At 54.6% G+C, this 22,163-nt stretch carries 23 protein-coding genes; 5 read left to right on the forward strand and 18 right to left on the reverse strand.

Annotated features, from left to right (window positions below; all coding sequences use genetic code 11):
* The first annotated feature begins 47 nt into the window (after window positions 1-47).
* The 4 genes from tig (at window position 48) to H3L93_RS10645 (ending at window position 4,397) form a co-directional block, all read left to right on the forward strand.
* Window positions 48-1,355: a trigger factor gene (tig, locus tag H3L93_RS10630; RefSeq protein ID WP_003798885.1), complete on the forward strand. Its 1,308-nt coding sequence runs from the start codon at window positions 48-50 to the stop codon at window positions 1,353-1,355.
* A 243-nt stretch (window positions 1,356-1,598) separates the two neighbouring features.
* The gene (gene clpP, locus H3L93_RS10635) at window positions 1,599-2,219 is read left to right on the forward strand and encodes an ATP-dependent Clp endopeptidase proteolytic subunit ClpP (RefSeq protein ID WP_003798883.1); all 621 of its coding nucleotides are present in this window, start codon (window positions 1,599-1,601) and stop codon (window positions 2,217-2,219) included.
* Window positions 2,220-2,590: 371 nt separating this feature from the next.
* Window positions 2,591-3,655, forward strand: coding sequence for a class II fructose-bisphosphate aldolase (fba, locus tag H3L93_RS10640; protein WP_003798881.1), 1,065 nt, complete (start codon window positions 2,591-2,593; stop codon window positions 3,653-3,655).
* 163 nt (window positions 3,656-3,818) lie between these two features.
* Window positions 3,819-4,397 carry a LemA family protein gene (locus H3L93_RS10645; protein ID WP_003798880.1) on the forward strand — a complete coding sequence of 193 codons (579 nt, stop codon included), beginning with the start codon at window positions 3,819-3,821 and terminating at the stop codon, window positions 4,395-4,397.
* Between the two features lie 184 nt (window positions 4,398-4,581).
* Here the strand turns inward: H3L93_RS10645 and hchA are convergent, their stop codons facing one another.
* The 3 genes from hchA to H3L93_RS10660 all read right to left on the reverse strand — a co-directional run bounded on the left by hchA (window position 4,582) and on the right by H3L93_RS10660 (window position 6,830).
* The gene (gene hchA, locus H3L93_RS10650) at window positions 4,582-5,460 is read right to left on the reverse strand and encodes a glyoxalase III HchA (RefSeq protein WP_003798877.1); all 879 of its coding nucleotides are present in this window, start codon (window positions 5,458-5,460) and stop codon (window positions 4,582-4,584) included.
* Window positions 5,461-5,554: 94 nt separating this feature from the next.
* The gene (gene ubiG / locus H3L93_RS10655; RefSeq protein ID WP_003798874.1) at window positions 5,555-6,268 is read right to left on the reverse strand and encodes a bifunctional 2-polyprenyl-6-hydroxyphenol methylase/3-demethylubiquinol 3-O-methyltransferase UbiG; all 714 of its coding nucleotides are present in this window, start codon (window positions 6,266-6,268) and stop codon (window positions 5,555-5,557) included.
* Window positions 6,269-6,335: 67 nt separating this feature from the next.
* On the reverse strand, window positions 6,336-6,830 hold the full coding sequence (locus H3L93_RS10660; protein ID WP_040559199.1) for a disulfide bond formation protein B: 495 nt from the start codon (window positions 6,828-6,830) through the stop codon (window positions 6,336-6,338).
* A 92-nt stretch (window positions 6,831-6,922) separates the two neighbouring features.
* Between H3L93_RS10660 and queC the strand changes: the two genes are divergently transcribed.
* Window positions 6,923-7,576, forward strand: a complete 654-nt coding sequence (gene queC, locus H3L93_RS10665; RefSeq protein ID WP_003798870.1) for a 7-cyano-7-deazaguanine synthase QueC — start codon at window positions 6,923-6,925, stop codon at window positions 7,574-7,576.
* Window positions 7,577-7,750: 174 nt separating this feature from the next.
* Here the strand turns inward: queC and H3L93_RS10670 are convergent, their stop codons facing one another.
* The 15 genes from H3L93_RS10670 to nuoG form a co-directional block, all read right to left on the reverse strand.
* On the reverse strand, window positions 7,751-8,914 hold the full coding sequence (locus tag H3L93_RS10670) for a 3-phenylpropionate MFS transporter (RefSeq protein WP_003798868.1): 1,164 nt from the start codon (window positions 8,912-8,914) through the stop codon (window positions 7,751-7,753).
* 193 nt (window positions 8,915-9,107) lie between these two features.
* On the reverse strand, window positions 9,108-10,559 hold the full coding sequence (nuoN, locus tag H3L93_RS10675) for an NADH-quinone oxidoreductase subunit NuoN (RefSeq protein ID WP_003798866.1): 1,452 nt from the start codon (window positions 10,557-10,559) through the stop codon (window positions 9,108-9,110).
* 8 nt (window positions 10,560-10,567) lie between these two features.
* Window positions 10,568-12,070, reverse strand: a complete 1,503-nt coding sequence (locus H3L93_RS10680) for an NADH-quinone oxidoreductase subunit M (RefSeq protein ID WP_003798864.1) — start codon at window positions 12,068-12,070, stop codon at window positions 10,568-10,570.
* Window positions 12,071-12,141: 71 nt separating this feature from the next.
* Window positions 12,142-14,151 (reverse strand): NADH-quinone oxidoreductase subunit L, encoded by a 2,010-nt coding sequence (nuoL, locus tag H3L93_RS10685; RefSeq protein ID WP_003798863.1) that lies wholly within the window; start codon window positions 14,149-14,151, stop codon window positions 12,142-12,144.
* A gap of 13 nt (window positions 14,152-14,164) precedes the next feature.
* A complete protein-coding gene (locus H3L93_RS10690; protein ID WP_003798862.1) occupies window positions 14,165-14,941 on the reverse strand; it encodes an NYN domain-containing protein in 777 nt (258 codons plus the stop codon).
* Window positions 14,942-15,094: 153 nt separating this feature from the next.
* Window positions 15,095-15,400: an NADH-quinone oxidoreductase subunit NuoK gene (gene nuoK, locus H3L93_RS10695; protein ID WP_003798861.1), complete on the reverse strand. Its 306-nt coding sequence runs from the start codon at window positions 15,398-15,400 to the stop codon at window positions 15,095-15,097.
* The gene (locus tag H3L93_RS10700; protein WP_003798860.1) at window positions 15,397-16,050 is read right to left on the reverse strand and encodes an NADH-quinone oxidoreductase subunit J; all 654 of its coding nucleotides are present in this window, start codon (window positions 16,048-16,050) and stop codon (window positions 15,397-15,399) included. Before H3L93_RS10700 ends, nuoK begins: the two co-directional genes overlap by 4 nt.
* Before the next feature lie 29 nt (window positions 16,051-16,079).
* A complete protein-coding gene (locus tag H3L93_RS10705) occupies window positions 16,080-16,637 on the reverse strand; it encodes an NAD(P)H-dependent oxidoreductase (RefSeq protein WP_040559178.1) in 558 nt (185 codons plus the stop codon).
* Window positions 16,638-16,693: 56 nt separating this feature from the next.
* A complete protein-coding gene (locus H3L93_RS10710) occupies window positions 16,694-17,026 on the reverse strand; it encodes a TfoX/Sxy family protein (RefSeq protein WP_003798858.1) in 333 nt (110 codons plus the stop codon).
* Between the two features lie 27 nt (window positions 17,027-17,053).
* A complete protein-coding gene (locus tag H3L93_RS10715) occupies window positions 17,054-17,347 on the reverse strand; it encodes a YciI family protein (protein WP_003798857.1) in 294 nt (97 codons plus the stop codon).
* 61 nt (window positions 17,348-17,408) lie between these two features.
* Window positions 17,409-17,768, reverse strand: coding sequence for an EthD domain-containing protein (locus H3L93_RS10720; RefSeq protein WP_003798856.1), 360 nt, complete (start codon window positions 17,766-17,768; stop codon window positions 17,409-17,411).
* Window positions 17,769-17,818: 50 nt separating this feature from the next.
* The gene (gene nuoI, locus H3L93_RS10725) at window positions 17,819-18,298 is read right to left on the reverse strand and encodes an NADH-quinone oxidoreductase subunit NuoI (RefSeq protein ID WP_003798854.1); all 480 of its coding nucleotides are present in this window, start codon (window positions 18,296-18,298) and stop codon (window positions 17,819-17,821) included.
* 51 nt (window positions 18,299-18,349) lie between these two features.
* Window positions 18,350-18,703 (reverse strand): VOC family protein, encoded by a 354-nt coding sequence (locus H3L93_RS10730; RefSeq protein ID WP_003798853.1) that lies wholly within the window; start codon window positions 18,701-18,703, stop codon window positions 18,350-18,352.
* A 59-nt stretch (window positions 18,704-18,762) separates the two neighbouring features.
* Window positions 18,763-19,839 carry an NADH-quinone oxidoreductase subunit NuoH gene (nuoH, locus tag H3L93_RS10735; protein WP_003798852.1) on the reverse strand — a complete coding sequence of 359 codons (1,077 nt, stop codon included), beginning with the start codon at window positions 19,837-19,839 and terminating at the stop codon, window positions 18,763-18,765.
* Between the two features lie 2 nt (window positions 19,840-19,841).
* The gene (gene nuoG / locus H3L93_RS10740; RefSeq protein ID WP_003798850.1) at window positions 19,842-22,118 is read right to left on the reverse strand and encodes an NADH-quinone oxidoreductase subunit NuoG; all 2,277 of its coding nucleotides are present in this window, start codon (window positions 22,116-22,118) and stop codon (window positions 19,842-19,844) included.
* Window positions 22,119-22,163: the final 45 nt, after the last annotated feature.

Raw genomic sequence — 22,163 nt, forward strand, 5'->3', positions numbered from 1 at the left:
TCGCGCGTTTTATTTCCCGTCAAAAATCAACGAAAGAAAGACCAGCCATGAGCGCAGCAGTTGAAACATTAGAAAAATTGGAACGTAAAGTCATCGTATCTTTGTCTTGGTTAGACATCAACGAAGCCACCGACAAAGAGCTGAAAAAAGCGCAACGCCGCGTGAAAATCGACGGCTTCCGCCCCGGCAAAGCCCCTTTGAAAATGGTTGCCCAAATGTATGGCGCGGGCATTCAAAACGACGTGTTGAACGATTTGGCGCAACAAGCGTTCAACAAAGTGGCGCAAGAGCAAAACCTGCGCATCGCCGCCGTCACCAAAATTGAGCCCGTTGAAGGCGAAGAAAGCGCCGACGCTTTGAAAGTGGCGTTCACCTACGAAACCTTCCCCGAAATCAAAATCGGCGATTTGTCTGCCTTAAACATTGAAAAAGTGAGCGCCGAAGTGGGCGACAAAGAAGTGGACGACACCGTTGAAATCTTGCGCAAACAACGCACCCGCTATAACCGCGTGGAGCGCGCCGCGCAAAACGGCGACCGCGTGATTATCGACTTTGAAGGCAAAATCGACGGCGAGCCTTTTGCCGGCGGTTCGTCTAAAAACTATCCTTTCCTGCTGGGCAACGGCGAAATGCTGCCTGAATTTGAAGCGGGCGTGCTGGGCTTGAAAGAAGGCGAAAGCAAAGACGTGGAAGTGAACTTCCCCGAGGATTACCACGGCAAAGAAGTGGCCGGCAAAACCGCCGTGTTCACCATCACCGTGCACAATGTTGCCGAGCCTATGTTGCCCGAAGTGGATGCCGATTTTGCCAAAGCCTTGGGCATTGCCGATGGCGATGTTGCCAAAATGCGCGAGGAAATCAAGAAAAACGTGGCGCGCGAAGTGAAACGCCGCGTGGATGCACGCAACACCGATGCCGTTATGGAAGCCTTGCGCGGCGCGCATTCGTTTGATTTGCCACAGGCTTTTGTGAAAGACGAAGCGCAACGCTTGGCAGATGAAATGAAACAAAACTTCGCGCAACAAGGCTTGGATGCCGCCAACTTTGATTTGCCTGCCGATATGTTTACCGAACGCGCCGAGCAGCGCGTGGCATTGGGCCTGCTGCTGCCCGCTTTGGTGGAAGAATTCAAACTGCAAGCCACCGACGAGCAAGTGAAAGCGATTATCGCCGATGTTGCCGACAGCTACGAAGACCCGCAAGAAGTGATGGATTGGTATTTTGCCGACCGCAGCCGCCTGGCAGGCCCGACCAATTTGGCGGTGGAAGCCAATGTGGTGGATTATGTGCTGGGCAAAGCCAACGTTACCGAAAAAGCATTGAGCTTTGAAGAAGTGATGGGCGCAAACGCTTAACCGCATCATCAAAAAGCACCAAGGCGATTGATTGCTTGGTGCTTTTTTGTTAGCCGCTTGGGCAGGGGTTTTGGCTTGGCTGAACCCGTTTTACCCGTTTTCAGGCTGCCTATTCTGATGTAGCTTGCCGCAAAGGCAGCCTGAAAACGCAGCCGCGCGCCTTATCCAAAAATCCATCGTTTCGCGATACGCCTGTTTTCAGGCTGCCGATTCGTTTTAACCATTCAAACCTGAGGAAAAACCATGTTACCCGATATTCAAAACAACACCTTAATCCCCACCGTGATTGAACAAAGCGGGCGCGGCGAGCGCGCGTTTGACATTTATTCGCGCCTGCTCAAAGAGCGGATTATCTTTTTGGTGGGCCCCGTGAATGACCACACCGCCAACTTGGTGGTGGCACAGCTTTTGTTTTTGGAAAGCGAAAACCCCGACAAAGACATTTATTTCTACATCAACAGCCCCGGCGGCAGCGTTACCGCAGGCATGAGCATTTACGACACCATGAAGTTCATCAAGCCCGATGTGCAAACGCTGTGCTTGGGGCAGGCGGCGAGCATGGGCGCGTTTTTGCTGTCGGCGGGCACCAAGGGCAAACGCTTTGCCCTGCCCAACAGCCGCGTGATGATTCACCAGCCTTTGATTAGCGGCGGCTTGGGCGGGCAGGCTTCGGATATCGAGATTCACGCGCGCGAGCTGTTGAAGCTGAAAGAAAAATTGAACCAAATGCTGGCGGAACACACGGGCAAATCGCTGGAACAAATCGAGCGCGACACCGACCGCGACAATTTTATGTCTGCTCAAGAAGCGGCGGATTACGGCTTGATTGACAAAGTGATTACCACCCGCGCCGATGCGGCGTGATGATTTGATTTTCAGGCTGCCTTGGATGGGATGCTTCGGCAGCCTGAAATGCTTGGGGCGACACGCCTGCGCTGCACACAAACACAGGCAGCCTGAAAATGGATTATCCCGTTTTCAGGCTGCCTCAATCATCGCACCCTGCGCCTGAAACGATGTCGGGCGGACACGGCAACACCAATCGGTTGCCGATACCGGCTAAAACAAACGTAGCATCATGTAGCGCAAAAGGCAGCCTGAAAACCGCAAAACGGCGTTTCAGGCTGCCTTTCGCACGGGCAAATGCCCACCTGCCATTGTTTTCCTGCTTTCAAGCACTTATAATTGCGCCCGCATTTTCCTACATCCAACTACATTTTGAAGGAGCAAAAACCATGGCACTCGTATCCATGCGCCAATTATTGGACCACGCCGCCGAACACGGCTACGGGCTTCCCGCATTCAACGTCAACAACTTGGAGCAAATGCGCGCGATTATGGAAGCCGCCGACCAAGTGAACGCGCCTGTCATCGTGCAGGCATCGGCAGGCGCACGCAAATATGCGGGTGCGCCTTTTTTGCGCCATTTGATTTTGGCGGCGGTGGAAGAGTTTCCGCATATCCCCGTAGTGATGCACCAAGACCACGGCGCATCGCCCGACGTGTGCCAACGCTCCATCCAGCTCGGCTTCAGCTCAGTGATGATGGACGGCTCGCTGCAAGAAGACGGCAAAACGCCGTCTAGCTATGAATACAACGCCGAAGTAACCCGCCGCGTGGTGCAGTTCTCGCACGCTTGCGGCGTGTCGGTGGAAGGCGAAATCGGCGTGTTGGGCAATTTGGAAACGGGTGAAGCGGGCGAGGAAGACGGCGTGGGCGCGGAAGGTAAATTGAGCCACGACCAAATGCTCACCAGCGTTGCCGATGCCGTGCGCTTTGTGCGCGACACCAATGTGGACGCGCTGGCGATTGCGGTGGGCACGAGCCACGGCGCATATAAATTCACCCGCCCGCCCACAGGCGAAGTGCTGCGGATTGACCGCATCAAAGAAATCCACGCCGCGCTGCCCAACACGCATATCGTGATGCACGGTTCTAGCTCCGTGCCGCAAGAATGGCTGAAAATCATCAACGAATTTGGCGGCGACATTGGCGAAACCTACGGCGTGCCCGTGGAAGAAATTGTGGAAGGCATCAAACACGGCGTGCGCAAAGTAAACATTGACACCGACCTGCGCCTTGCCAGCACGGGCGCAATCCGCCGCTTTATGGCGCAGCACCCCAGCGAGTTTGACCCGCGCAAATATTTGAGCAAAACGGTGGAAGCGATGAAGCAAATTTGCTTGGCGCGTTATCAAGCGTTTGGCTGCGAAGGTATGGCGGATAAAATCAAGCCGATTTCGCTGGAAAAAATGGCGGCGAAATATGCCAAGGGCGAGTTGAACCAGATTGTGAAATAGCAAGCACAGGCAGCCTGAAAACCGTTTTCAGGCTGCCTTTTATTACAATAGCGCTTTCCGTTTAAGCTAAGGAGTGGCTATGTCTTTCTTGATTTTTGTGCTGTTGGTGGTTGCCGTTATCGCCGTTTAGCTGATTAAAACCTACAACCGCCTGCAAACCAGTATGCAAAATATCCGCGAGATGTTTTCCAATTTGCAAGCGGGTTTGAAAAAACGCCAGCAGTTAAGCGGGCAGATTATTGAGATTGCATCGGGCTATATGGCGCACGAGCAGCTCACGCAGCTTAAAGTGGCGCAAAACAACACGGGGCAAATGCAAATGGTGGCGCAAGCCTTCCCCCAGCTGAAAGCCGATGCCACTTACCAAAAACTGATGCAGCAGTTGGAAACGCTGGAAAACGACATTCTGGCGCGGCGCGAAAATTACAATAACCGCGTGAACGCGTATAACAGCTATCGCAATTCGTTTCCCGTGGTGCTGGTGGCGCAGAAATTGTCGTTTAGCATCATCCAGTATTTTGATACCGACGACGAGAAATTTGACCTGCAAGCGCAAAGCTTCTCCCGCGACGACACGCAAGCCTTGCAGCAGTTTATTGACGGCAGCGCCAAGGCGGTGGGCGACATGACTTCGCAAGCGGTGAAACATATCAACCAAGGCGTGTCGCAGCTGAAAGACAAATTGGATTCGGCAAAGCCCGAACAACCCAATGGCGATGAACCGCAGGATAAAGAGAAATAAACCATAGGCAGCCTGAAAACGGAATTTCAGGCTGCCTTAATCATCAACATGAGACTCTATGCCCCCCCCCAAAAAAACCTGCCCAAAGATTTCGCCGAACTGTGCCGCTGCAACAACCTAACCAACGAAAAAAGCAGCCTGAAAACGACTTTCCCGTTTTCAGGCTGCCTTTTTACGCGCCGATTTACGCTACGCCAACCGCTTTAAGCAATTCGTCCGCCGCCAAAATGCCCAGCGCGTTGCCCGCCAAAGGGCTGTCGCCGGTGAGCAGGCGGCGGTCTTTGTGCACGCTGCCGTCGATGCCGGTTTTGCTGTTTTTCACCACCATGCCCAGCTCTTCCAAGCGTTTTGCCAGCAGCCAAGGCAGTTTGCCGGGCATATAGCCGATGTCCAAATTCGCGCCTTCGTCGAGCGCATCGGGGAACACGCACAATTCGTAGCCTTTAAACGGGAAATCCGCATCGGCGCGACCCACCGCCGCCGCTGCCAACGCCGCCGGCCCGTGGCACAGCGTGATGACAAATTTATCGTTTGCCAATGCCCAATCCAGCAGGCGTTGCATCTCGCGGCTTTCGGGCAGCTTGTTAAACGCGCCGTGCCCGCCGGGAATCAGCACCGCCAAATAGGGCGAATCGGGCGCGGTTACCGCGTCCAGAATGTCCGCCAATTTGGCGGGTTTGTCCAGCTTGGGCAGATATTCGGCATAGATTTCGGCGATGGCGGCATCTTCGTTCGGCATCGCCCACATTTCAAATTTGGCATGGTTGCCCGACAAGATTGCCACGTCAATTTCAAAGCCTGCTTTGTGGATATGCAGCATCGGCAGCAACGTTTCTACGGGGTGGTTGCCCGTTGAGAAAAATTTGCCGTTTTGCATTTGCAGGTAGCGCTCGTCGGCTGCCACCATCAGCACTTTGAATTTGCCGCCGGTGTAGGGTTGGGCAAATTTTGTGCCGGCAAAATTGGTTTTGGGCGCGGTGTATTGCGACAGCGAATATTCGGACGGGAAAAACGCATTATGCTCGGCGCGGTCGGCAACGGGTTGGCGGGACAGTTCGGTCATTCGGATGCTCCTAAATGAATGGTGGGAAAGCGCGCATTGTAACGTGAGGCAGCCTGAAAACCGTTTTCAGGCTGCCTCTGCCAACTTTTGAATATCAACCCGCCCTGCACGCCACCATATAGTTCACGCGCACATCATCCTGCAAAAAATACTGCCGCGTGAGCAGGTTGAACGACATCCCGCGCGTGTCCACCACATCCAGCTCTGCCTGCCGCGCCATGCGCGCTAATTCGGCGGGCGTGATGAATTTTTGCCAATCGTGCGTGCCTTTGGGCACAAGGTTGAGCACATATTCCGCGCCCAGCACCGCGTGCAGATACGATTTGGGATTGCGGTTGATGGTGGAAAAAAACACCCAACCATCGGCTTTTGCCAGCTTGGCGCAGGCGCGGATGATGGAGGCGGGGTCGGGCACGTGTTCCAGCATTTCCATGCACGTTACCACGTCAAACGCTTGCGGCATTTCCGCCGCCAAATCTTCCACGCTCACGCAGCGGTAGGCAACGTTTGCCACGCGCCCGGCATCGGCGTGCGCCTGCGCGGTTTGCAGCGACAATTCTGCCATGTCCACGCCCAACACGCTTGCCGCACCGCGCCGCGCCATGCTTTCCGACAATATGCCGCCGCCGCAGCCCACATCCAGCACCGTCTTGCCCGCCAAGTGGGCGTGTTGGTCAATATAGTCCAAGCGCAGGGGGTTGATGTCGTGCAGCGGTTTGAACTCGCCCGTTTTGTCCCACCATTTATCGGCGATTTGGCTGAACTTGGCGATTTCGTTGGGGTCAACGTTGATGGTTTCGTTGGTCATTTTGGTTTCCTTGTTTAGATTGAGGCAGCCTGAAACGCAGTAAACCCACTTTCAGGCTGCCTCACAATCATTGTTTACGCGTCCGCAGCCACATTGCCCACACAATCAGCAACACCGCCGCAAAAAACATCACGCTCCACACCGGCAGCGGCACGCCCAACACCTTATACACCTCGCCGCAAAAGCCCGAATCCCCGCGCAACAGCGGCTCATACAATTTAAACAACGGCTTGTTTTTCAAAACGAACGACAGCGGCGCGCCGCAATCGGGCTGCTCGGCAGGCGGCAGCGACTGCAAATGAATCTGCTTTGCCGCCACCCAAGCGCCAAACGCCGCAGGCGCGGAAATCAACACCGCCGCCAGCGTGCGCCCAATCAGCTTGCGATGCGGCAGCGCGATGCAAACCAACGCCAGCAACATCGTTGCCACCAACGCCAAACGCTGCTGGATGCACATCACACACGGATTCATTTTCAGCACATATTGCCCAAAAAACGAGCCGCACACACCGCCCGCCGCCACCAAAAACACCGCCAACACCGTTAAACGATAGCACGGCATCGCCCGCAATTTGTTTACCAAACTCATGTTGTCGTTCCAAAATCCATAAAACGGCGAAGTATAATACCAATTTTCCCACAAGGCAGCCTGAAATGTCTCCCAACACAGCACTCGTTATCTTCTCGGGCGGGCAAGATTCCACCACCTGCCTGTTCCAAGCCATCGCCGACTGCGGCGCGGGCAACGTGCAAACCATCAGCTTCCAATACGGGCAACGCCACGCCGTCGAGCTGCAACGCGCCGCGTGGATTGCCCAAGATTTAGGCGTGCCGCACACCGTGTTGGATTTATCCGCCATTGGCAACATCACCCACAACGCTTTGATGGACAGCAGCGCGCCCATCCAGCAAGCGGGCAACACGCCCAACACTTTTGTGGACGGGCGCAACGCCCTATTTTTGCTCTACGCCGCCATCCACGCCAAAGCGCAAGGCATCCACCGCATCTACACAGGCGTATGCGAAACCGATTTTTCAGGCTATCCCGACTGCCGCGACGTGTTCATCAAATCCATGAACGTAACGCTCAACCTCGCCATGGACTACCCGTTTGACATCCGCACCCCGCTGATGTGGCTCACCAAAAAACAAACATGGGCACTCGCCGACCAACTGGGCGCGTTTGACTACATCCGCGCGCACACCCACACCTGCTACATGGGCGTGGCAGGCGGCTGCCACCAATGCCCCGCCTGCATCTTGCGCGAACGCGGATTGCGGGAGTATTTGGCGGAACGGGGTGGGTAGGGTTACCCCTATCGTTGAAAGATCCAAAGGTAGCCTGAAACGCACTGTATCCGTTTCAGGCTGCCTTTCTTTGCAACGCCCACGCACGTTGATGGCTAATTGATTGTACAAAGGCAGCCTGAAAACGCTTTTGAACCGCTGTTTACACCCTGCCCAAACGCGCTTCACTCGTTTTCAGGCTGCCTCAACCTTCTCCCTTTTCGGCAACACCCACAACGCCCCCAGTGCAAACACACTCATCACCGCAAACGCCCAACTTGGCTGCACCTGATACAAGCCCCCAGCCAACAGCGTTAGCACCGCCACCACCACGCAACTTGCCAGCCCAATATACAACGCCTGCAACTTCGCCATATCCTTTTCAGGCTGCCCCACAATAAACCGCACCATCGTAAAATGCGACAAACTAAACCCCGCCGCGTGCAACAGCTGCACCGCCAGCAAAACCCACGGATTCACCGTTGCCGCCATCAGCAGCCACCGCCCCGCAGTCAGCACCACCGACACCTGCATCAAGCGCACCACCTCCGCCCCACCCAACAGCCGCCGAGAAAAGAAAAACAACACAATCTCCGCCACCACCGCCACGCTCCACAGCCAACTAATCTGCTGCGGCGCCAGCCCAGCCGACTGCCAATAAATCACGCCATAAGTGTAATACGCCGCATGGCTGCCCTGAATCAACGACACCGCCAGCAGCATCCCCCGCGTTTCAGGCTGCCGCAACAGCGCCATATAACCCAACGACGCTTCCTGCGATGCCACCGCCCGATTGTGCAAAGCAGGCGCCGCCCGCGGCAGCTGCATCAGCCCATGCACCAACAGCAAAATCACCATCAAATAAATCAACTGCTCCGCGCCAAACTGCGCCACCACCCAGCCCGACAACAGCGCCCCCAAAATATACGCCCCCGAGCCGCACAACCGCGCCCGCCCATAATCCAAACCAATCTGCTTTTGCCAAGCGCTCGCCGCCGTCTCGTTCAACGGCATTTCGCCGCCATTAAAGGCAAAAAACAGCCAAACCAACGCCACCAACAACCACGCCCAGCCAACGCTTGCCGCAGCCGCCAGCAACGCCGCCACGCTGCCCCACGTTGCCAGCCGAATCGTCGGCAACAGCGCATCCAGCCGCTTCACCCGCTTAGACAGCAACAGCCCGCCCAAAAAGCGAAACAGATAAGCCGACGACATCACAAACGCAATAAAAAATTCCGAATGATGATGGCTCTGCAACCACAACGGAAAAAACGGCTGCACCACCCCAAACGCGCAAAAATAACCCAAAAAATTCAACGCCAGCCAAGCAAAAGCAGAAATCTGAACAGACGGCTTCATCGCACCACCTTGTTTACAAAAATATGACAACCAACACCCAAAGGCAGCCTGAAACGAAATGCAGCCGCGCATGGCGCGTCGGCGGCTCAGATGGATTTTCAGGCTGCCTATTCTGCCACATCATGCCTACCCCACAATAAATTTTCAGGCTGCCTCATCACAACAAGGCAGCCTGAAATCCACTACTCTTCAATCAAAACGCGCGTTCCACCGCCGTTTTAATCCATTCCGTCAAATGAGCGGGCATCACGCCCCACACCAGCAACAGCAGCGCATTAACAGACAGCACCCACTTCGCCGCCAGCGTGCCGCTCATCGGCTCGTGTTGCGTAGCGTCTTCAAAATACATCACGCGCACCACGCGCAAATAATAGAACGCACCCACCAAGCTCATCACCACCGCAAACACCGCCAGCAGCGTTGCCCACGGATATTGCGCGGCAACCAGCGCTTTCAGCACGGCAAATTTAGCGTAAAAACCCGCCAGCGGCGGAATGCCCGCCATGCTAAACAGTGCCAGCAGCATCAAAAACGCATACCACGCATGGCGTTGGTTCAATCCCACCAAATCACTGATTTGGTTGCATTCGTGGTGCTCGTTGCTCACCGCCATCAGCACGCCAAAGCCCGTTAGGCTCATCAGCGTGTAAATAATCGCGTAGAACACGGCAGCCTGAAAACCAATCTGCCCGCCCACAAAGCCGAGCAAAACAAAGCCCATGTGCGACACCGTAGAAAAACCGAACATCCGCTTCACATTGGTTTGCATAATCGCCGCCAAATTGCCCACCAGCAGCGACAGCGCCGCCAGCGCGGCAAACAGCAACTGCCAATCGCCTTTGTTCAACACCAAGCCGCTCACCAGAATGCGGAAGGCAAAAAGAGTGGCGGCGATTTTAGGCACCGAGCCGATAAACGCGCCCACCGAAGTCGGCGCGCCTTGATACACATCGGGCACCCACATGTGAAACGGCACCGCGCCAAATTTAAACGCCACCGCCGCCACAATAAACAACACGCCCAGCTTCAACAGCCAGCCGTTCACGTCGCCGCTTTGGGCAGCCTGAAAAATCTCGGCGAAATTCAGGCTGCCCGTTGCGCCGTAAACCATGGAAGCGCCGTATAACAAGATGCCCGAAGCCAGCGCGCCGAGTACAAAATATTTCAGCGCGGCTTCGGCGGCACGGGCGGAATCGCGTTGCAGCGCAATCATGGCATACAGCGACAACGACAGCAGCTCCAAGCCGATATACGCCGTCAAAAAATGCCCCGCGCTCATCATCACGCTCATGCCCACGCAGGCAAACATCGCCAGCGTGTAATACTCGCCCTTGAAAATGCCGCGCAGTTGGTTATACGGCTTGGCGTAGACAAACAACGCCGCCGTTGCCAAATACATCGCCAGCTTGGCAGCTTGCGAAATGCCATCGGCAATATAAAAGCCGTGGAACGCGGTAATAGGCTCATGCACCCACGTTGCCAACTGCGCGCCCGCCGCTGCCAGCATCACCACAATGCTCAGCCCATGCGTGATAAAGCGGTTGTTATCGCTTAGCCACAAATCCAGCAGCAGCACGCCAAACAGCCCAATCAGCAACACGATTTCAGGTGTGGCTGCACTCAAATTCAAACTTGTCCAATCCATGTTTCACCTCAAATCTTGCTGTGCGCGATTTGCGCCATTAGGTTGTCTGCCGCTTGGTGGATTACCGCGATAAACGGCTCGGGCAGCAAGCCCATGCCCAGCACGGCAACCGCCAAAATCGCCAAAATCACAAATTCGCGCGCGTTGATGTCTTTCATTTCTTTCACGGCGGGATGGAGGATGTCGCCGAAAATCACGCGCTTATACATCCACAGCGTGTAGCTCGCGCCCCAAATCAGCGTGGTCGCCGCAATCGCGCCTATCCACAGGCTGTAATGCGTTGCGCCCATAATCACCATAAATTCGCCCACAAAACCCGATGTGGCGGGCAAGCCTGCGTTTGCCATGCCAAACAGCATCATAAACGCGGCAAATTTGGGCATCACATTCACCACACCGCCGTAATCGGCAATATTGCGCGTGTGCAAACGGTCGTACATCACGCCGATACACATAAACATCGCAGCGGAAACAAAGCCGTGCGAAATCATCTGCATAATCGCGCCTTTAAACGCCCAGCTTTCAGGCTGCCCATTTTGCATAAACAGGAAAAAGCCCAGCGTAACAAACCCCATATGGCTAATTGACGAATACGCCACCAGCTTTTTCATATCGGTTTGCACCAGCGCAACCAAGCCAATGTACACCACCGCAATCAGGCTCAACACAATCACCACGGGCGCGAAATAGCGCGACGCATCGGGCAAAATCGGCAAAATAAAGCGCAAAAAGCCATATGCGCCCACTTTCAGCGTAATCGCCGCCAGCACCATTGAGCCGCCTGTGGGCGCTTCAACGTGGGCATCGGGCAGCCATGTGTGCACGGGGAACATCGGCACCTTCACCGCAAACGATAGGAAAAACGCGATAAACAAAAGCTGTTGCACGCCCAGCGGAATATTTTTAATCGCCTGCAAATCGGCAATCGCAAAGCTGCCACCCGCTTGATACGACAGATAAATCAACGCAACCAGCATCAGCAGCGAACCGAGCAGCGTGTAAAGAAACAGTTTCATCGCGGCATACATTCTGCGCTGCCCGCCCCACATACCAATAATCAAATACAGCGGAATCAGCATGCCTTCAAAGAAGGTGTAAAACAAAATGGCATCTTGCGCGGCAAACGCGCCGTTAATCAGCCCGCTCATTATCAGGAACGCCGCCATGTATTGCGCGGGGCGTTTCTGTATCACTTCCCAGCCTGCCAGTACCACCATCAGCGTGATAAACGCATTCAAAATAATAAACAGCACGGAAATGCCGTCCACGCCCAGCGCGTAGTTCAAATTAAGCGCGGGTATCCACGCATGCAGCTCGGTAAACTGATAGCCGCCGCTGGCGCGGTCAAACTGGGTAAACAGTGGCAAGGTGATGACAAAGCTCGCGGCTGCGCCCACCAGCGCGAGTATGCGCGCCAACGGGGCTTTTTCGTCTGAACCCGTTGCCAGCACCAGCACGCCCGCCAATATCGGCAGCCAAATGGCTAAGCTGAGTAAGTTGTTGAAAAACATAGTATCGCCTGTTTTCTCTTATTGAATTTGAAAGGTTGAAAGGGGTTTGTGTTAAGAAGGCAGCCTGAAAATCACTTGAACCACAGCCCCCAAAAGAACGCGGCAACCATCACCAGCAGCCCGAACACCATTACCGCCGCGTAGGTGTAAATAAAGCCTGTTTGCGCTTTGCGCACTTGCGCCGCCACCGCACCAACCAGTTTTGCCGAGCCGTTTACGATGCCGTTGTCAATAATCAGCGTGTCGCCCACTTTCCAGAACAAATTGCCCAGCACGCGCGCGCCGCGGGCGAACACGTTGTAGTAAATCACGTCCAAATAATATTTGTTGTCCAGCAGCGTATAAACGGGCTTAAAGGCAGCCTGAAACTTGGCAGGCAGATTGGGCTTGGCAACATACAGCAGCCACGCCGTCGCCACGCCCGCAATCGCCAGATACAACACGGGCGAAGCAAGGCTGTGCGACACCATCGCCATCGCGCCGTGAAATTCCTCTTTCATGTGGTGCATCACAGGGTGCGCTTCGTGGTTCACAAAAATCACGCCTTTAAAGAAATCGCCATACAGCAGCGGCTCAATCGTCAATGCGCCGATGATGACAGACGGAATCGCCAAAAACACCAGCGGAAACGTTACCACCCAAGGGCTTTCGTGCGGATTATCGTTGGGCGACAAGTCGTGATGATGTTCGTCGCCATGATGCGCATCGTGCTTGGCTTCGCGCCAACGTTCTTTGCCATGGAACACGATAAAGTATTGGCGGAACGCATAAAACGCGGTAACAAACACGCTCGCCAACACGGCGAAATAGGCAAAACCGCTGCCCGCCAAATGGCTCATTTTCACGGCTTCAATAATGCTGTCTTTGGAATAAAAGCCCGAGAACAACGGTGTGCCAATCAGCGAGAGATTGCCCAGCAGCATGGTGAGCCAAGTAATCGGCATATATTTGCGCAAGCCGCCCATGTTGCGCATATCTTGGTCGTGGTGCATGCCGATGATGACGCTGCCCGCCGCCAAGAACAGCAGGGCTTTGAAAAAGGCGTGCGTCATCACATGGAACATGGCAACCGAATATGCCGACACGCCTAGCGCAACGGTCATATAGCCCAGCTGCGACAGCGTGGAATAGGCGATAACGCGCTTGATGTCGTTTTGGATGGTGCCGAGCAAGCCCATAAACAGCGCGGTAATCGCACCGATAATCATGATGACCGACAGCGCGGTGGTGCTCATTTCATATATCGGCGACATGCGCGACACCATAAACAAGCCGGCGGTTACCATCGTGGCGGCGTGAATCAGCGCGGAAATGGGGGTAGGGCCTTCCATCGAATCGGGCAGCCAAACGTGCAGCGGGAATTGCGCGGATTTGCCCATCGCGCCGACAAACAGCAGCAGGCAGGTTACGGTAATCAAATCCGTGCCCAGAAACTGCATGCCCGCCACATTGGGCAAATAGGCGAACACATCTTGATAGCGCAGGCTGCCGCCAAAATACGCCAGCACCAAGCCAATGCCGAGCAGAAAGCCAAAATCGCCCACGCGGTTCACCAAAAAGGCTTTCAGGTTGGCGAAAATGGCGCTTTCGCGTTTGAAATAGAAACCAATCAGCAGATAAGACACCAAACCCACTGCTTCCCAGCCGAAGAAAAGCTGGATGAAGTTGTTGGACATGATCAGCATCAGCATGCTGAAGGTAAACAACGAGATATAACTAAAAAAGCGTTGGTAGCCGACCGCTTCGTCGTGCATATAGCCGATGGTGTAGATGTGCACCATGAGCGAGACGCTGGTTACAACGACCATCATCATGGCAGTGAGACTGTCCACCAAAAAGCCGACAGAAAAGTCCGTGCCGCCCATGGTGAGCCAGGTATAGACGTTTTCGTCAAACTTGGCGCGCGTACCGTTGATAAAGCCCCACAGCACCTGCGCGGACAACACGGCGGAAATGCCCACGCCGAGAATGGTCGCCGTGTGCGCACCTTTACGGCCGATTTGGTTGCCGAACAGCCCTGCTAATAGGCAGCCTGCAAGCGGAGCGAGGGCGATGATGAGGTATAAAGTCATGTCGGTCATTTTGGGTAAACCTTTATGGGGTAGTTTTTAATGGGTTTGCCTGATGTGCAGGCTGGTTTTGCCGTTTATTTCTTACCAGAAGCTGCGAGCGGTTTTCTGCTAATTGCGTTTCAAATATATCTATTGCGCGAATCAAATCGCCAAGTTTGGCATAACCATAGTTCTTACTGTCAAACGAAGACTGGTTATTGACTACCTGCCCGACACGATTAAGGCTGGCCCAGCCATTCTCATCGCAGCAGTCTGCAACGGCATTTCTCAATAAGTTCATTAAGGCAGTATCCATTTTAAGTTGGCTGCCTGTTCGGCGGTTGGGCGAAGTATTGGCATCTTGGCCGGATGTAGTTTGTTGTTCGTCATCTAAAAATAGAAATTTATTACATGCAGCGACTAATGCTTTCGATGTACTGTGCCGCCCGAAACCGATAACCTGTTTCCCCTCGGTCTTTACCCTCATAGCAAGCGGCGTGAAATCACTGTCGGAAGAAACAATACAAAAAACATCTATCTTTCCAGAATACAGCATATCCATAACATCTATTGTGAGTGCCATATCGGTTGCATTTTTGCCCTTGGCATAGTCAAACTGTTGGACTGGCGCAAGTGCATAATCCAGCAATACTTCTTCCCAACCCTTCAATCTTTCGCTTTTCCAATTGCCATATATTTTGCGAACCATGACCGCGCCATAATTGGCAAGCTCGCTAATAATAAAATCTATTTTTTTGGCAGGCACATTATCTGCATCAATAAAAACAGCGACGGTCTTAAAATTTTGTTCTTGCTTCATCGTCTTGATTTCCTAGTTTTCAGGCTGCCTGAACACTTATTTTCACTGGTGGCCAGTAGGGCTGCTGCAACCCACCCTCCCCCGCAGGGAAGAAAATCAATTTACTGTTGCATTCCAAGGTGCAGGCTGCTTTTCAGGCTGCCTGAAACCGCCCTACCCTTTCAAGCTATCCAAATCGGCAATGTCGATGGATTTGCGGTTGCGGTATACCAGCACCATAATCGCCAAACCAATCGCGCTTTCGGCAGCAGCCACGGTCAGCACGAAAAACACGAACACTTGCCCTGCAGTGTCGCCGAGATATTGCGAGAAGGCGATAAAGTTAAAATTCACCGCCAGCAGCATCAGTTCAATCGACATCAGCAGCACCAACACGTTTTTGCGGTTCATAAAAATGCCCATGGCGCTGATGCCAAACAGCAAGGCGGCAAGGACTAAATAATGCGTGAGCGTAATCATGCTTGGCTCTCCTCGGTGGTTTCGGTTTCAGGCTGCGTGCGCGGGGTTTGCACTTCGGCGGGCATGGAAACGAGACGCATACGCCCTTCGTTGGGGTTTACCCGTACTTGCAAGGCGGGGTCCATGTATTTGGTGCGGGTGGATTTGCGATGCACCAGCGCAATCGCCGCCACCATGCCGAGCACGAGTAACACGGACGCGAGTTCAAACGGCAGCAGGTAAGTGGTATAAATTTGCGTGCCCAAATCGCGCACGTTGCTGTAATCGGCGGGAATGTCTTTCATCGCGCCAAAGGCGGCGAGATTGGTGTCGGGTGCGACAAAAATCATAATCAGCAACGCCGCCATTAACACGCCCACGGTGAGCGCGGCGGGCGCGTGTCGCCAAAAGCCTTGGCGCATGGCTTCTATGTCAATGTTGAGCATCATCACCACAAACAGGAACATCACCATCACCGCGCCGACATACACCACCACCAGCGTAATGCCGAGAAATTCGGCTTGCATCAGCAGCCATGTTATCGCGCTCATGCAGAAGGTGAGCACCAGCCACAGCGCGGCGTGCACGGGGTTTTTGGCGGTTACGGTTTTAAGCGCGCTAAATAGGATAATGGCGGCTAGGGTGTAGAACAGGATTAGGGGGAAGCTCATGGTGGGGTCCAGTTGGGTTGTTAGGGTTTTCAGGCTGCCTCTGTTAGCTGATTGAGCCATGCGATGTAATCTGCCGCGCTTTGCTCTATGGCTTGCAAGGCGGCTGCGGAATAGCCTGCATTGCTGTCTATGGTGTGAAAGGCAAACATGGGGCGGTAATCGGCTTGACAATAGCGTAGCGATAATTCAAACGAGCGCAGGGCTTCGGCAACGGTGTAGCCCACTGCGCCTTGGCGCGTGTAATCGGCGGCGGGCGCGCCCAGCGACACAGCAATCGCGGTTTTCTTGCCTGCCAACGCTTTGCCTTGCGCGCCGTATGCCCAGCCGTAGGTCAGCACATCGTCTAGCCATTGTTTCAACAGCGGCGGGCAGTTAAACCAATACACGGGGAACTGCAAAACCAAGGTTTGATGCGCGTCCACCAGTCGTTGCTCGGCGGCGATGTCTATGTTGCCGTGGGGATAGGCGGCATAAAGCTCGTGTACGGTAAAGCGTTCGGGGTGCTGGCGCAATGCGTCTAACCAGCGGCGGTTTACGGCGGATTGGGCGAGATTGGGGTGGGCGGCGATGATTAGGGTTTTGTTCATTTTGTTTTCCATATTGGGTATTTGGGTTTGATGTGCGGGGGGCGTTTTCAGGCTGCCTATGGTTTGCCCAACCGCGCAATCGCTTGGCGCACCCAATCGCGCAATTCATCGCCGTTGTCTAACGCGGTTTCGGGCAGGCGGTAATACGGTAAAGGAATTTCGCGTATGCCGCCTGTGGTTTTATCGGTGCGGCGGCTGATAAGCGGTTCGCCCAAATCGGCGTGCGGCGCGGGGTATTTGAGATACAGCTCGTTGCTGCGGCTCAAAATCGCCACCATTGCGCCATAATGGCAAAAGCCTACGCCGCCAAACATTCGTTTGCGCGTGATGCCGCCCAGCGGGGCGAGTTGTTCGGCGATGTGGTTGGCAAGTTCGGCTGATGCAGGCATGGTGGGCTTTCGGGGGGGCAGGCTGCCTTACAATGCCACGCGGTATTGCGTCAAGCTCTCCGCCGTTTTGGTGGGCAGAAATTCGGTGATGCTGTATTGCGCCAACCCCGCCTGATGAAATGGGTCTTCGGCGATGATTTGCGCCACTTGCTCGCGGCTGTCCGCCTGCATCACAATCACGCCACCTGTGCACGGCTGTTTGCGCCCCGATAGCAGAAACGTCCCCGCGCGGTAATGCCGTTCCAAATAGGCGATGTGTTCGGGCAGCGCGGCTTCAATCTCGGCAAGTGGGCGGATGTATTCCAGCGAAACAATAAACATGGGTGCTCCTTTGGGTTTTAGCTTCGCAACTCCGCTACGCTACGCAGGCTGCCTTAGGTCATCAAAGCACCCGCTCTTCTTCGCCAAACCACATCACAGAATGCTGCAAATCCACGAACGCGGCTTCGTCTTCCCGCAGCGCAGCCAATGCCGCCTGCCCTGCTTCGGTTTCGCGGGCGCGTTGGAAATCTGCGCGGCTGTCGTACCACAGCTCGCCCATCGCATCAAATTCAAACGGCAGCGTGTCGCGCTGGGTGGTAGGCTGCCCGCTGGCTTGAAAGGGCAGCGTTTTGGCGTAATGGCGGATATTCAACACGTCTTTAAAGCCCAGCACTTTTTCGGAATGCTGCTGCCAGCGAGCGATAAAGGCTTCGGTGCTGAGTTCAGGTTTCTTTTTCACCAGCATAATGATTTTAAACATTTTATTTTCCGTTCCGTGTTTTCAGGCTGCTTTGGGGATTTTCAGGCTGCCTACCGATACGGCGCATCAGCCGCTTTGCGTTTGGCGATTTCGGCTTCGTATTTATCGCCAATCGCCAGCAAAATCGGCTTGGTCATGTGCAAATCGCCTTTTTTCTCGCCGTGGTATTCAAAAATATGCGTTTCCACAATCGCATCGGTGGGACAGGCTTCTTCGCAGAAACCGCAGAAAATACATTTGGTTAAGTCAATATCGTAGCGCGTGGTGCGGCGCGTGCCGTCTTCGCGCTCTTCGCTTTCAATGTTAATCGCCATCGCAGGGCAGACGGCCTCACACAGTTTGCAGGCAATGCAGCGTTCTTCGCCGTTGGGATAGCGGCGCTGGGCGTGCAGGCCGCGGAAGCGTACCGACTGCGGCGTTTTCTCTTCGGGGAAGTAGATGGTGTCTTTGCGGGCGAAGAAATTTTTGAGCGTTACGCCCATGCCTTTGACGAGTTCGCCAAGCAGGAAGGTTTTGACTAGGTTTGCCATTTTGGGTTGTATTCTCTTGTTTGTTGTTGGGTTTCAGGCTGCCTATTGTGCCTAGACTTTATCTTGATAATCGGTAAAGCCGACAATATTGCCAGACAGGTCGGTGCATTCCACCGTCCAGCCTGTTTGAATGCGAAACGGCTCGCTTAAAAAACGCACGCCTTTGGCGCGTAATTGCTGATACAGCGCGTGTACATCATCCACTTCCAGCCACAGCGCGGGTGCAGCTTGGGGAAATTTTTGCTTATCTTTCAAAATAATGGCGGCTTCTTCGTTGCCCACTTGAAACGCCAGCATACCCCTGTCGGAAAAATCAAATTTTACGGGCAAGCCCAGCGTTTCTTGATAAAAACGTTTAGTGGCTGCCAAATCATCGGCGGGAAAAAAGAAATTGTCGTAGTTCATGGCTGTTGCTCCGCTGGGCTGATTACTTTTGTTGAAATGGCGTTTTCAGGCTGCCTCAATCACTTCCACAAACTCAACGGCGAAGCCATCCACGCGCCGTAAAACACAATCGCGGCAAAGCCCACGGGAATCAGCACTTTCCAGCCCAAGCGCATGATTTGGTCGTAGCGGTAGCGCGGGAAAGTGGCGCGAATCCACAAATAGCCATACAGCACAAACGCCATTTTGCCAAACATCCAAACCGCGCTCGGCGCGCCAATCACACCCCAGCTTTGCGGAAAGGGCGACAGCCAGCCGCCCAAAAACAGCAGCGCGGTGAGCGCGCCCACCAAAATCATAAAAATGTATTCGGCAAGGAAAAACAGCGCAAAGGCAAAGCCCGAATATTCCACATGATGCCCCGCTACAATTTCGCTTTCGCCTTCGGCCACATCAAACGGGGCGCGGTTGGTTTCGGCAACGGCGGAGATGAGATACACCAAAAACACCGGAAACAGGGTAAACCAGTTCCACGAAAAGATTGAACCGCCCGCAATGCCCGTGGCTTGCGCGGCAACGATTTCTTTAAAATTCAGGCTGCCTGAAACCATCATCACGCACACCAGCGCGGCAGACATGGCGATTTCATAAGAAATGGTTTGCGCGGAAGCCCGCATCGCGCCGAGCATGGCGTATTTGGAGTTGGATGCCCAGCCCGCGATGATTACGCCGTAAACCGAGAGCGAGGTAATCATCAAAATATACAGCAGGCCCGCGTCAATATTGGTCAGCACCCATGTGTCGTTAAATGGAATCACCGCCCATGCGGCAAACGAAGGCGCGAGCGAGAGCATCGGTCCGATATAAAACAGATAGCGGTTGGATGCGCTGGGGCGGGTTACTTCTTTGAACAGCAGTTTGAGCACGTCGGCAAACGGCTGAATCAAACCCCAAGGCCCGGTTACGTTGGGGCCCACGCGCAGCTGCATAAAGCCGATGACTTTGCGTTCAAAGTAAGTCAGATACGCCACCGTTAAAATCAGCGGAATCAAGATGATGACGATTTTAACCACAATCGCCACCACCAAGCCGATGTCACTGCCGAGCGCGCCCATGCCGAGCGTTTGGGCAAATAGAGATTGAAACCACTCTTGCATTTTCAGGCTGCCTTTCTTAATTCAATCACGTTCATCATGCCGCCAAGCGGAGCGTTTATCGGGTGTTCGGGCAGGAAAACCACGTTTTCAGGCAGCGTATCGTCGGCGCGCACGGTTACGAATACTTCGCTGTTTTGGCTGCCGCGCGTGGCGATGGCGATTTCGCCGTCTGCCAAACCTAGGTTCGCCAGCGTTTTCGGATGCACGCCCGCGCGCGGTTCGGCGGCGTGGCTGGTTTGTTGCAGCGATGCGGCGCGGCGCACGATGGGGTCAGTGTGGTAAATGCCGGTGCCGCCCACGCGCACCAGTTCGTTTTTGCCCGATTGCAGGCGGCTGGCTTTGGCGGACAAATCGCTGTCGTTGTTTAATTTTTCGGGCAGCGCGGCGGGGTCGCCCAAGGCTTCCGCCAACACGTCGGCGCTGGTTTCAAAGTCAAAGCCGTTCAGTTCAAACACATTGCCCAGCACGCGCAACACTTTCCACAAGGGGCGGCTGTCGCCCAAGCCTTTGACCACGCCGTGGAACGACTGCAAACGCCCTTCCATGCTGATAAAGCTACCCGAGGTTTCGGTGAACGGCGCAATCGGCAGCAACACGTCTGCCACGTCCAGCAGCGTTTCGCTTTCATACGCACTAAACGCCAGCACGCTGCCCGCTTGTTTCAGCGCGGATACGGCTGCCGCACCGCCTGCGATGTCGTGCTCGGGATCGATATTGAGCAAGATAACGGCTTTTTTCGGCGTGGTTACCATGTCGCCAATGTTGGCGCGGTTGATGCCGATGATATCCGCGCCAACGCTGTTGGCGGCTTGCGGCAAGATGCCCAGCACCGCACCTGTTTCGCGTGCCAGCTTTTGCGCGGCAAGGTAAATATTGCCAAAGTCGGGGTGATTTTGCGCTTCTGCGCCCAGCAAAATAGCGGCGCGTTCAGCGTTTTTCAGGCTGCCTGAAACATCGTGCGCCATTTCTTTGGCAGCGGTGTTCAAATAGTTCGCCCATTCGCAAGGGTGCAACACGGTTTGCGCGCGTAGTGGCATATGCAGTTGCTCGTGGCTGCTGGCGATGATGTCCAACGCCATGCCCGCTTTGGCGGCGCGGCGCAAGCGAGCGGTGAGCAGCGGCTGCTCTTGGCGCAATCTCGCGCCCACCACCAACGCGGCATCGCAGCCAGCAAGCTGTTCAATGCTTTGCCCCAGCCATGCCGCGCCTTTCAGGCTGCCTGAAACGCCGCTATCCGCCGTGCGAAGCTGCGCGGTGGTGTGGGCGATGTTTAAGCCTTGCGCCAATTTGTTTGCCAGATACAGCTCTTCCACCGTGTTCATCGGGTTTGCCCACAGCGCGATTTCGCCTGCACCGTATTCTTTGGCAACGCAAGACAAGGTGTGGCGCACATATTCCAGCGCGGTTTGCCAATCCACGGTTTTCCATTCGCCGCCGTGCTTAATTTTGGGCGCAACAAGGCGACTTTCGTGGTTCAAGCCTTCGTAGGCAAAGCGGTCTTTATCCGACAACCAGCATTCGTTAATCGCTTCGTTTTCCAACGGCAACACGCGGCGCACGGTGTGTTCTTTGGTTTGCACTTCTAAATTAGTGCCCAAAGCATCGTGCGCAGAAATGGATTTGCGGCGGCTCAGCTCCCAAGTGCGCGCGTTAAAGCGGAATGGCTTGCTGGTGAGCGCGCCCACGGGGCAAAGGTCAATCACATTGCCTGATAGCTCGGTTTCCACCGCACGCCCGATAAACGGCAGAATTTCCGACCATTCGCCGCGGTTGGCGATGCCGATTTCCTGTTCGCCCGCGATTTCTTCGGTGAAGCGCACGCAGCGGGTGCAATGAATGCAGCGCGACATTTCTTGCGTGGAAATCAACGCGCCCATGTCTTTGGGCTTCACCGCGCGTTTTTCTTCAATGTAGCGGCTGGTGGTTTTGCCGTAGCCCACCGCCAAGTCTTGCAACTGGCATTCGCCGCCCTTGTCGCACACAGGGCAATCCAAAGGGTGGTTGATGAGCAGAAACTCCATCACGCCCGCTTGGGCTTGTTTTGCCATGTTGGAATGCGTGTGCACCACCATGCCGTCGGTTACGGGCGTGGCGCACGCAGGCAGCGGTTTGGGAGCTTTTTCCACTTCCACCAAGCACATGCGGCAGTTGGCGGCGATGGAGAGTTTTTTGTGGTAACAGAAATGGGGGATATACGTTCCCAGCTGGTGCGCGGCCTCCATTACGGTTGCGCCTTGCTCTACTTCAATCTGTTTGCCATCTATGTGGATTTGTAACATGGTGTGTTTCCTAGTTACGGATTTTTAAAGGTTTCAGGCAGCCTG

Source organism: Kingella oralis (assembly GCF_014054985.1).
Classification (GTDB): Bacteria; Pseudomonadota; Gammaproteobacteria; order Burkholderiales; family Neisseriaceae; genus Kingella_B; species Kingella_B oralis.

What these genes read in the sequence shown, in the direction of transcription:
- tig (WP_003798885.1), top strand. Translation starts at nt 48, where the DNA reads ATGAGCGCAGCAGTTGAAACATTAGAAAAATTGGAACGTAAAGTCATC.
- clpP (WP_003798883.1), top strand. Translation starts at nt 1,599, where the DNA reads ATGTTACCCGATATTCAAAACAACACCTTAATCCCCACCGTGATTGAA.
- fba (WP_003798881.1), top strand. Translation starts at nt 2,591, where the DNA reads ATGGCACTCGTATCCATGCGCCAATTATTGGACCACGCCGCCGAACAC.
- H3L93_RS10645 (WP_003798880.1), top strand. Translation starts at nt 3,819, where the DNA reads ATGCAAAATATCCGCGAGATGTTTTCCAATTTGCAAGCGGGTTTGAAA.
- hchA (WP_003798877.1), bottom strand. Translation starts at nt 5,460, where the DNA reads ATGACCGAACTGTCCCGCCAACCCGTTGCCGACCGCGCCGAGCATAAT.
- ubiG (WP_003798874.1), bottom strand. Translation starts at nt 6,268, where the DNA reads ATGACCAACGAAACCATCAACGTTGACCCCAACGAAATCGCCAAGTTC.
- H3L93_RS10660 (WP_040559199.1), bottom strand. Translation starts at nt 6,830, where the DNA reads ATGCCGTGCTATCGTTTAACGGTGTTGGCGGTGTTTTTGGTGGCGGCG.
- queC (WP_003798870.1), top strand. Translation starts at nt 6,923, where the DNA reads ATGTCTCCCAACACAGCACTCGTTATCTTCTCGGGCGGGCAAGATTCC.
- H3L93_RS10670 (WP_003798868.1), bottom strand. Translation starts at nt 8,914, where the DNA reads ATGAAGCCGTCTGTTCAGATTTCTGCTTTTGCTTGGCTGGCGTTGAAT.
- nuoN (WP_003798866.1), bottom strand. Translation starts at nt 10,559, where the DNA reads ATGGATTGGACAAGTTTGAATTTGAGTGCAGCCACACCTGAAATCGTG.
- H3L93_RS10680 (WP_003798864.1), bottom strand. Translation starts at nt 12,070, where the DNA reads ATGTTTTTCAACAACTTACTCAGCTTAGCCATTTGGCTGCCGATATTG.
- nuoL (WP_003798863.1), bottom strand. Translation starts at nt 14,151, where the DNA reads ATGACCGACATGACTTTATACCTCATCATCGCCCTCGCTCCGCTTGCA.
- H3L93_RS10690 (WP_003798862.1), bottom strand. Translation starts at nt 14,941, where the DNA reads ATGAAGCAAGAACAAAATTTTAAGACCGTCGCTGTTTTTATTGATGCA.
- nuoK (WP_003798861.1), bottom strand. Translation starts at nt 15,400, where the DNA reads ATGATTACGCTCACGCATTATTTAGTCCTTGCCGCCTTGCTGTTTGGC.
- H3L93_RS10700 (WP_003798860.1), bottom strand. Translation starts at nt 16,050, where the DNA reads ATGAGCTTCCCCCTAATCCTGTTCTACACCCTAGCCGCCATTATCCTA.
- H3L93_RS10705 (WP_040559178.1), bottom strand. Translation starts at nt 16,637, where the DNA reads ATGAACAAAACCCTAATCATCGCCGCCCACCCCAATCTCGCCCAATCC.
- H3L93_RS10710 (WP_003798858.1), bottom strand. Translation starts at nt 17,026, where the DNA reads ATGCCTGCATCAGCCGAACTTGCCAACCACATCGCCGAACAACTCGCC.
- H3L93_RS10715 (WP_003798857.1), bottom strand. Translation starts at nt 17,347, where the DNA reads ATGTTTATTGTTTCGCTGGAATACATCCGCCCACTTGCCGAGATTGAA.
- H3L93_RS10720 (WP_003798856.1), bottom strand. Translation starts at nt 17,768, where the DNA reads ATGTTTAAAATCATTATGCTGGTGAAAAAGAAACCTGAACTCAGCACC.
- nuoI (WP_003798854.1), bottom strand. Translation starts at nt 18,298, where the DNA reads ATGGCAAACCTAGTCAAAACCTTCCTGCTTGGCGAACTCGTCAAAGGC.
- H3L93_RS10730 (WP_003798853.1), bottom strand. Translation starts at nt 18,703, where the DNA reads ATGAACTACGACAATTTCTTTTTTCCCGCCGATGATTTGGCAGCCACT.
- nuoH (WP_003798852.1), bottom strand. Translation starts at nt 19,839, where the DNA reads ATGCAAGAGTGGTTTCAATCTCTATTTGCCCAAACGCTCGGCATGGGC.
- nuoG (WP_003798850.1), bottom strand. Translation starts at nt 22,118, where the DNA reads ATGTTACAAATCCACATAGATGGCAAACAGATTGAAGTAGAGCAAGGC.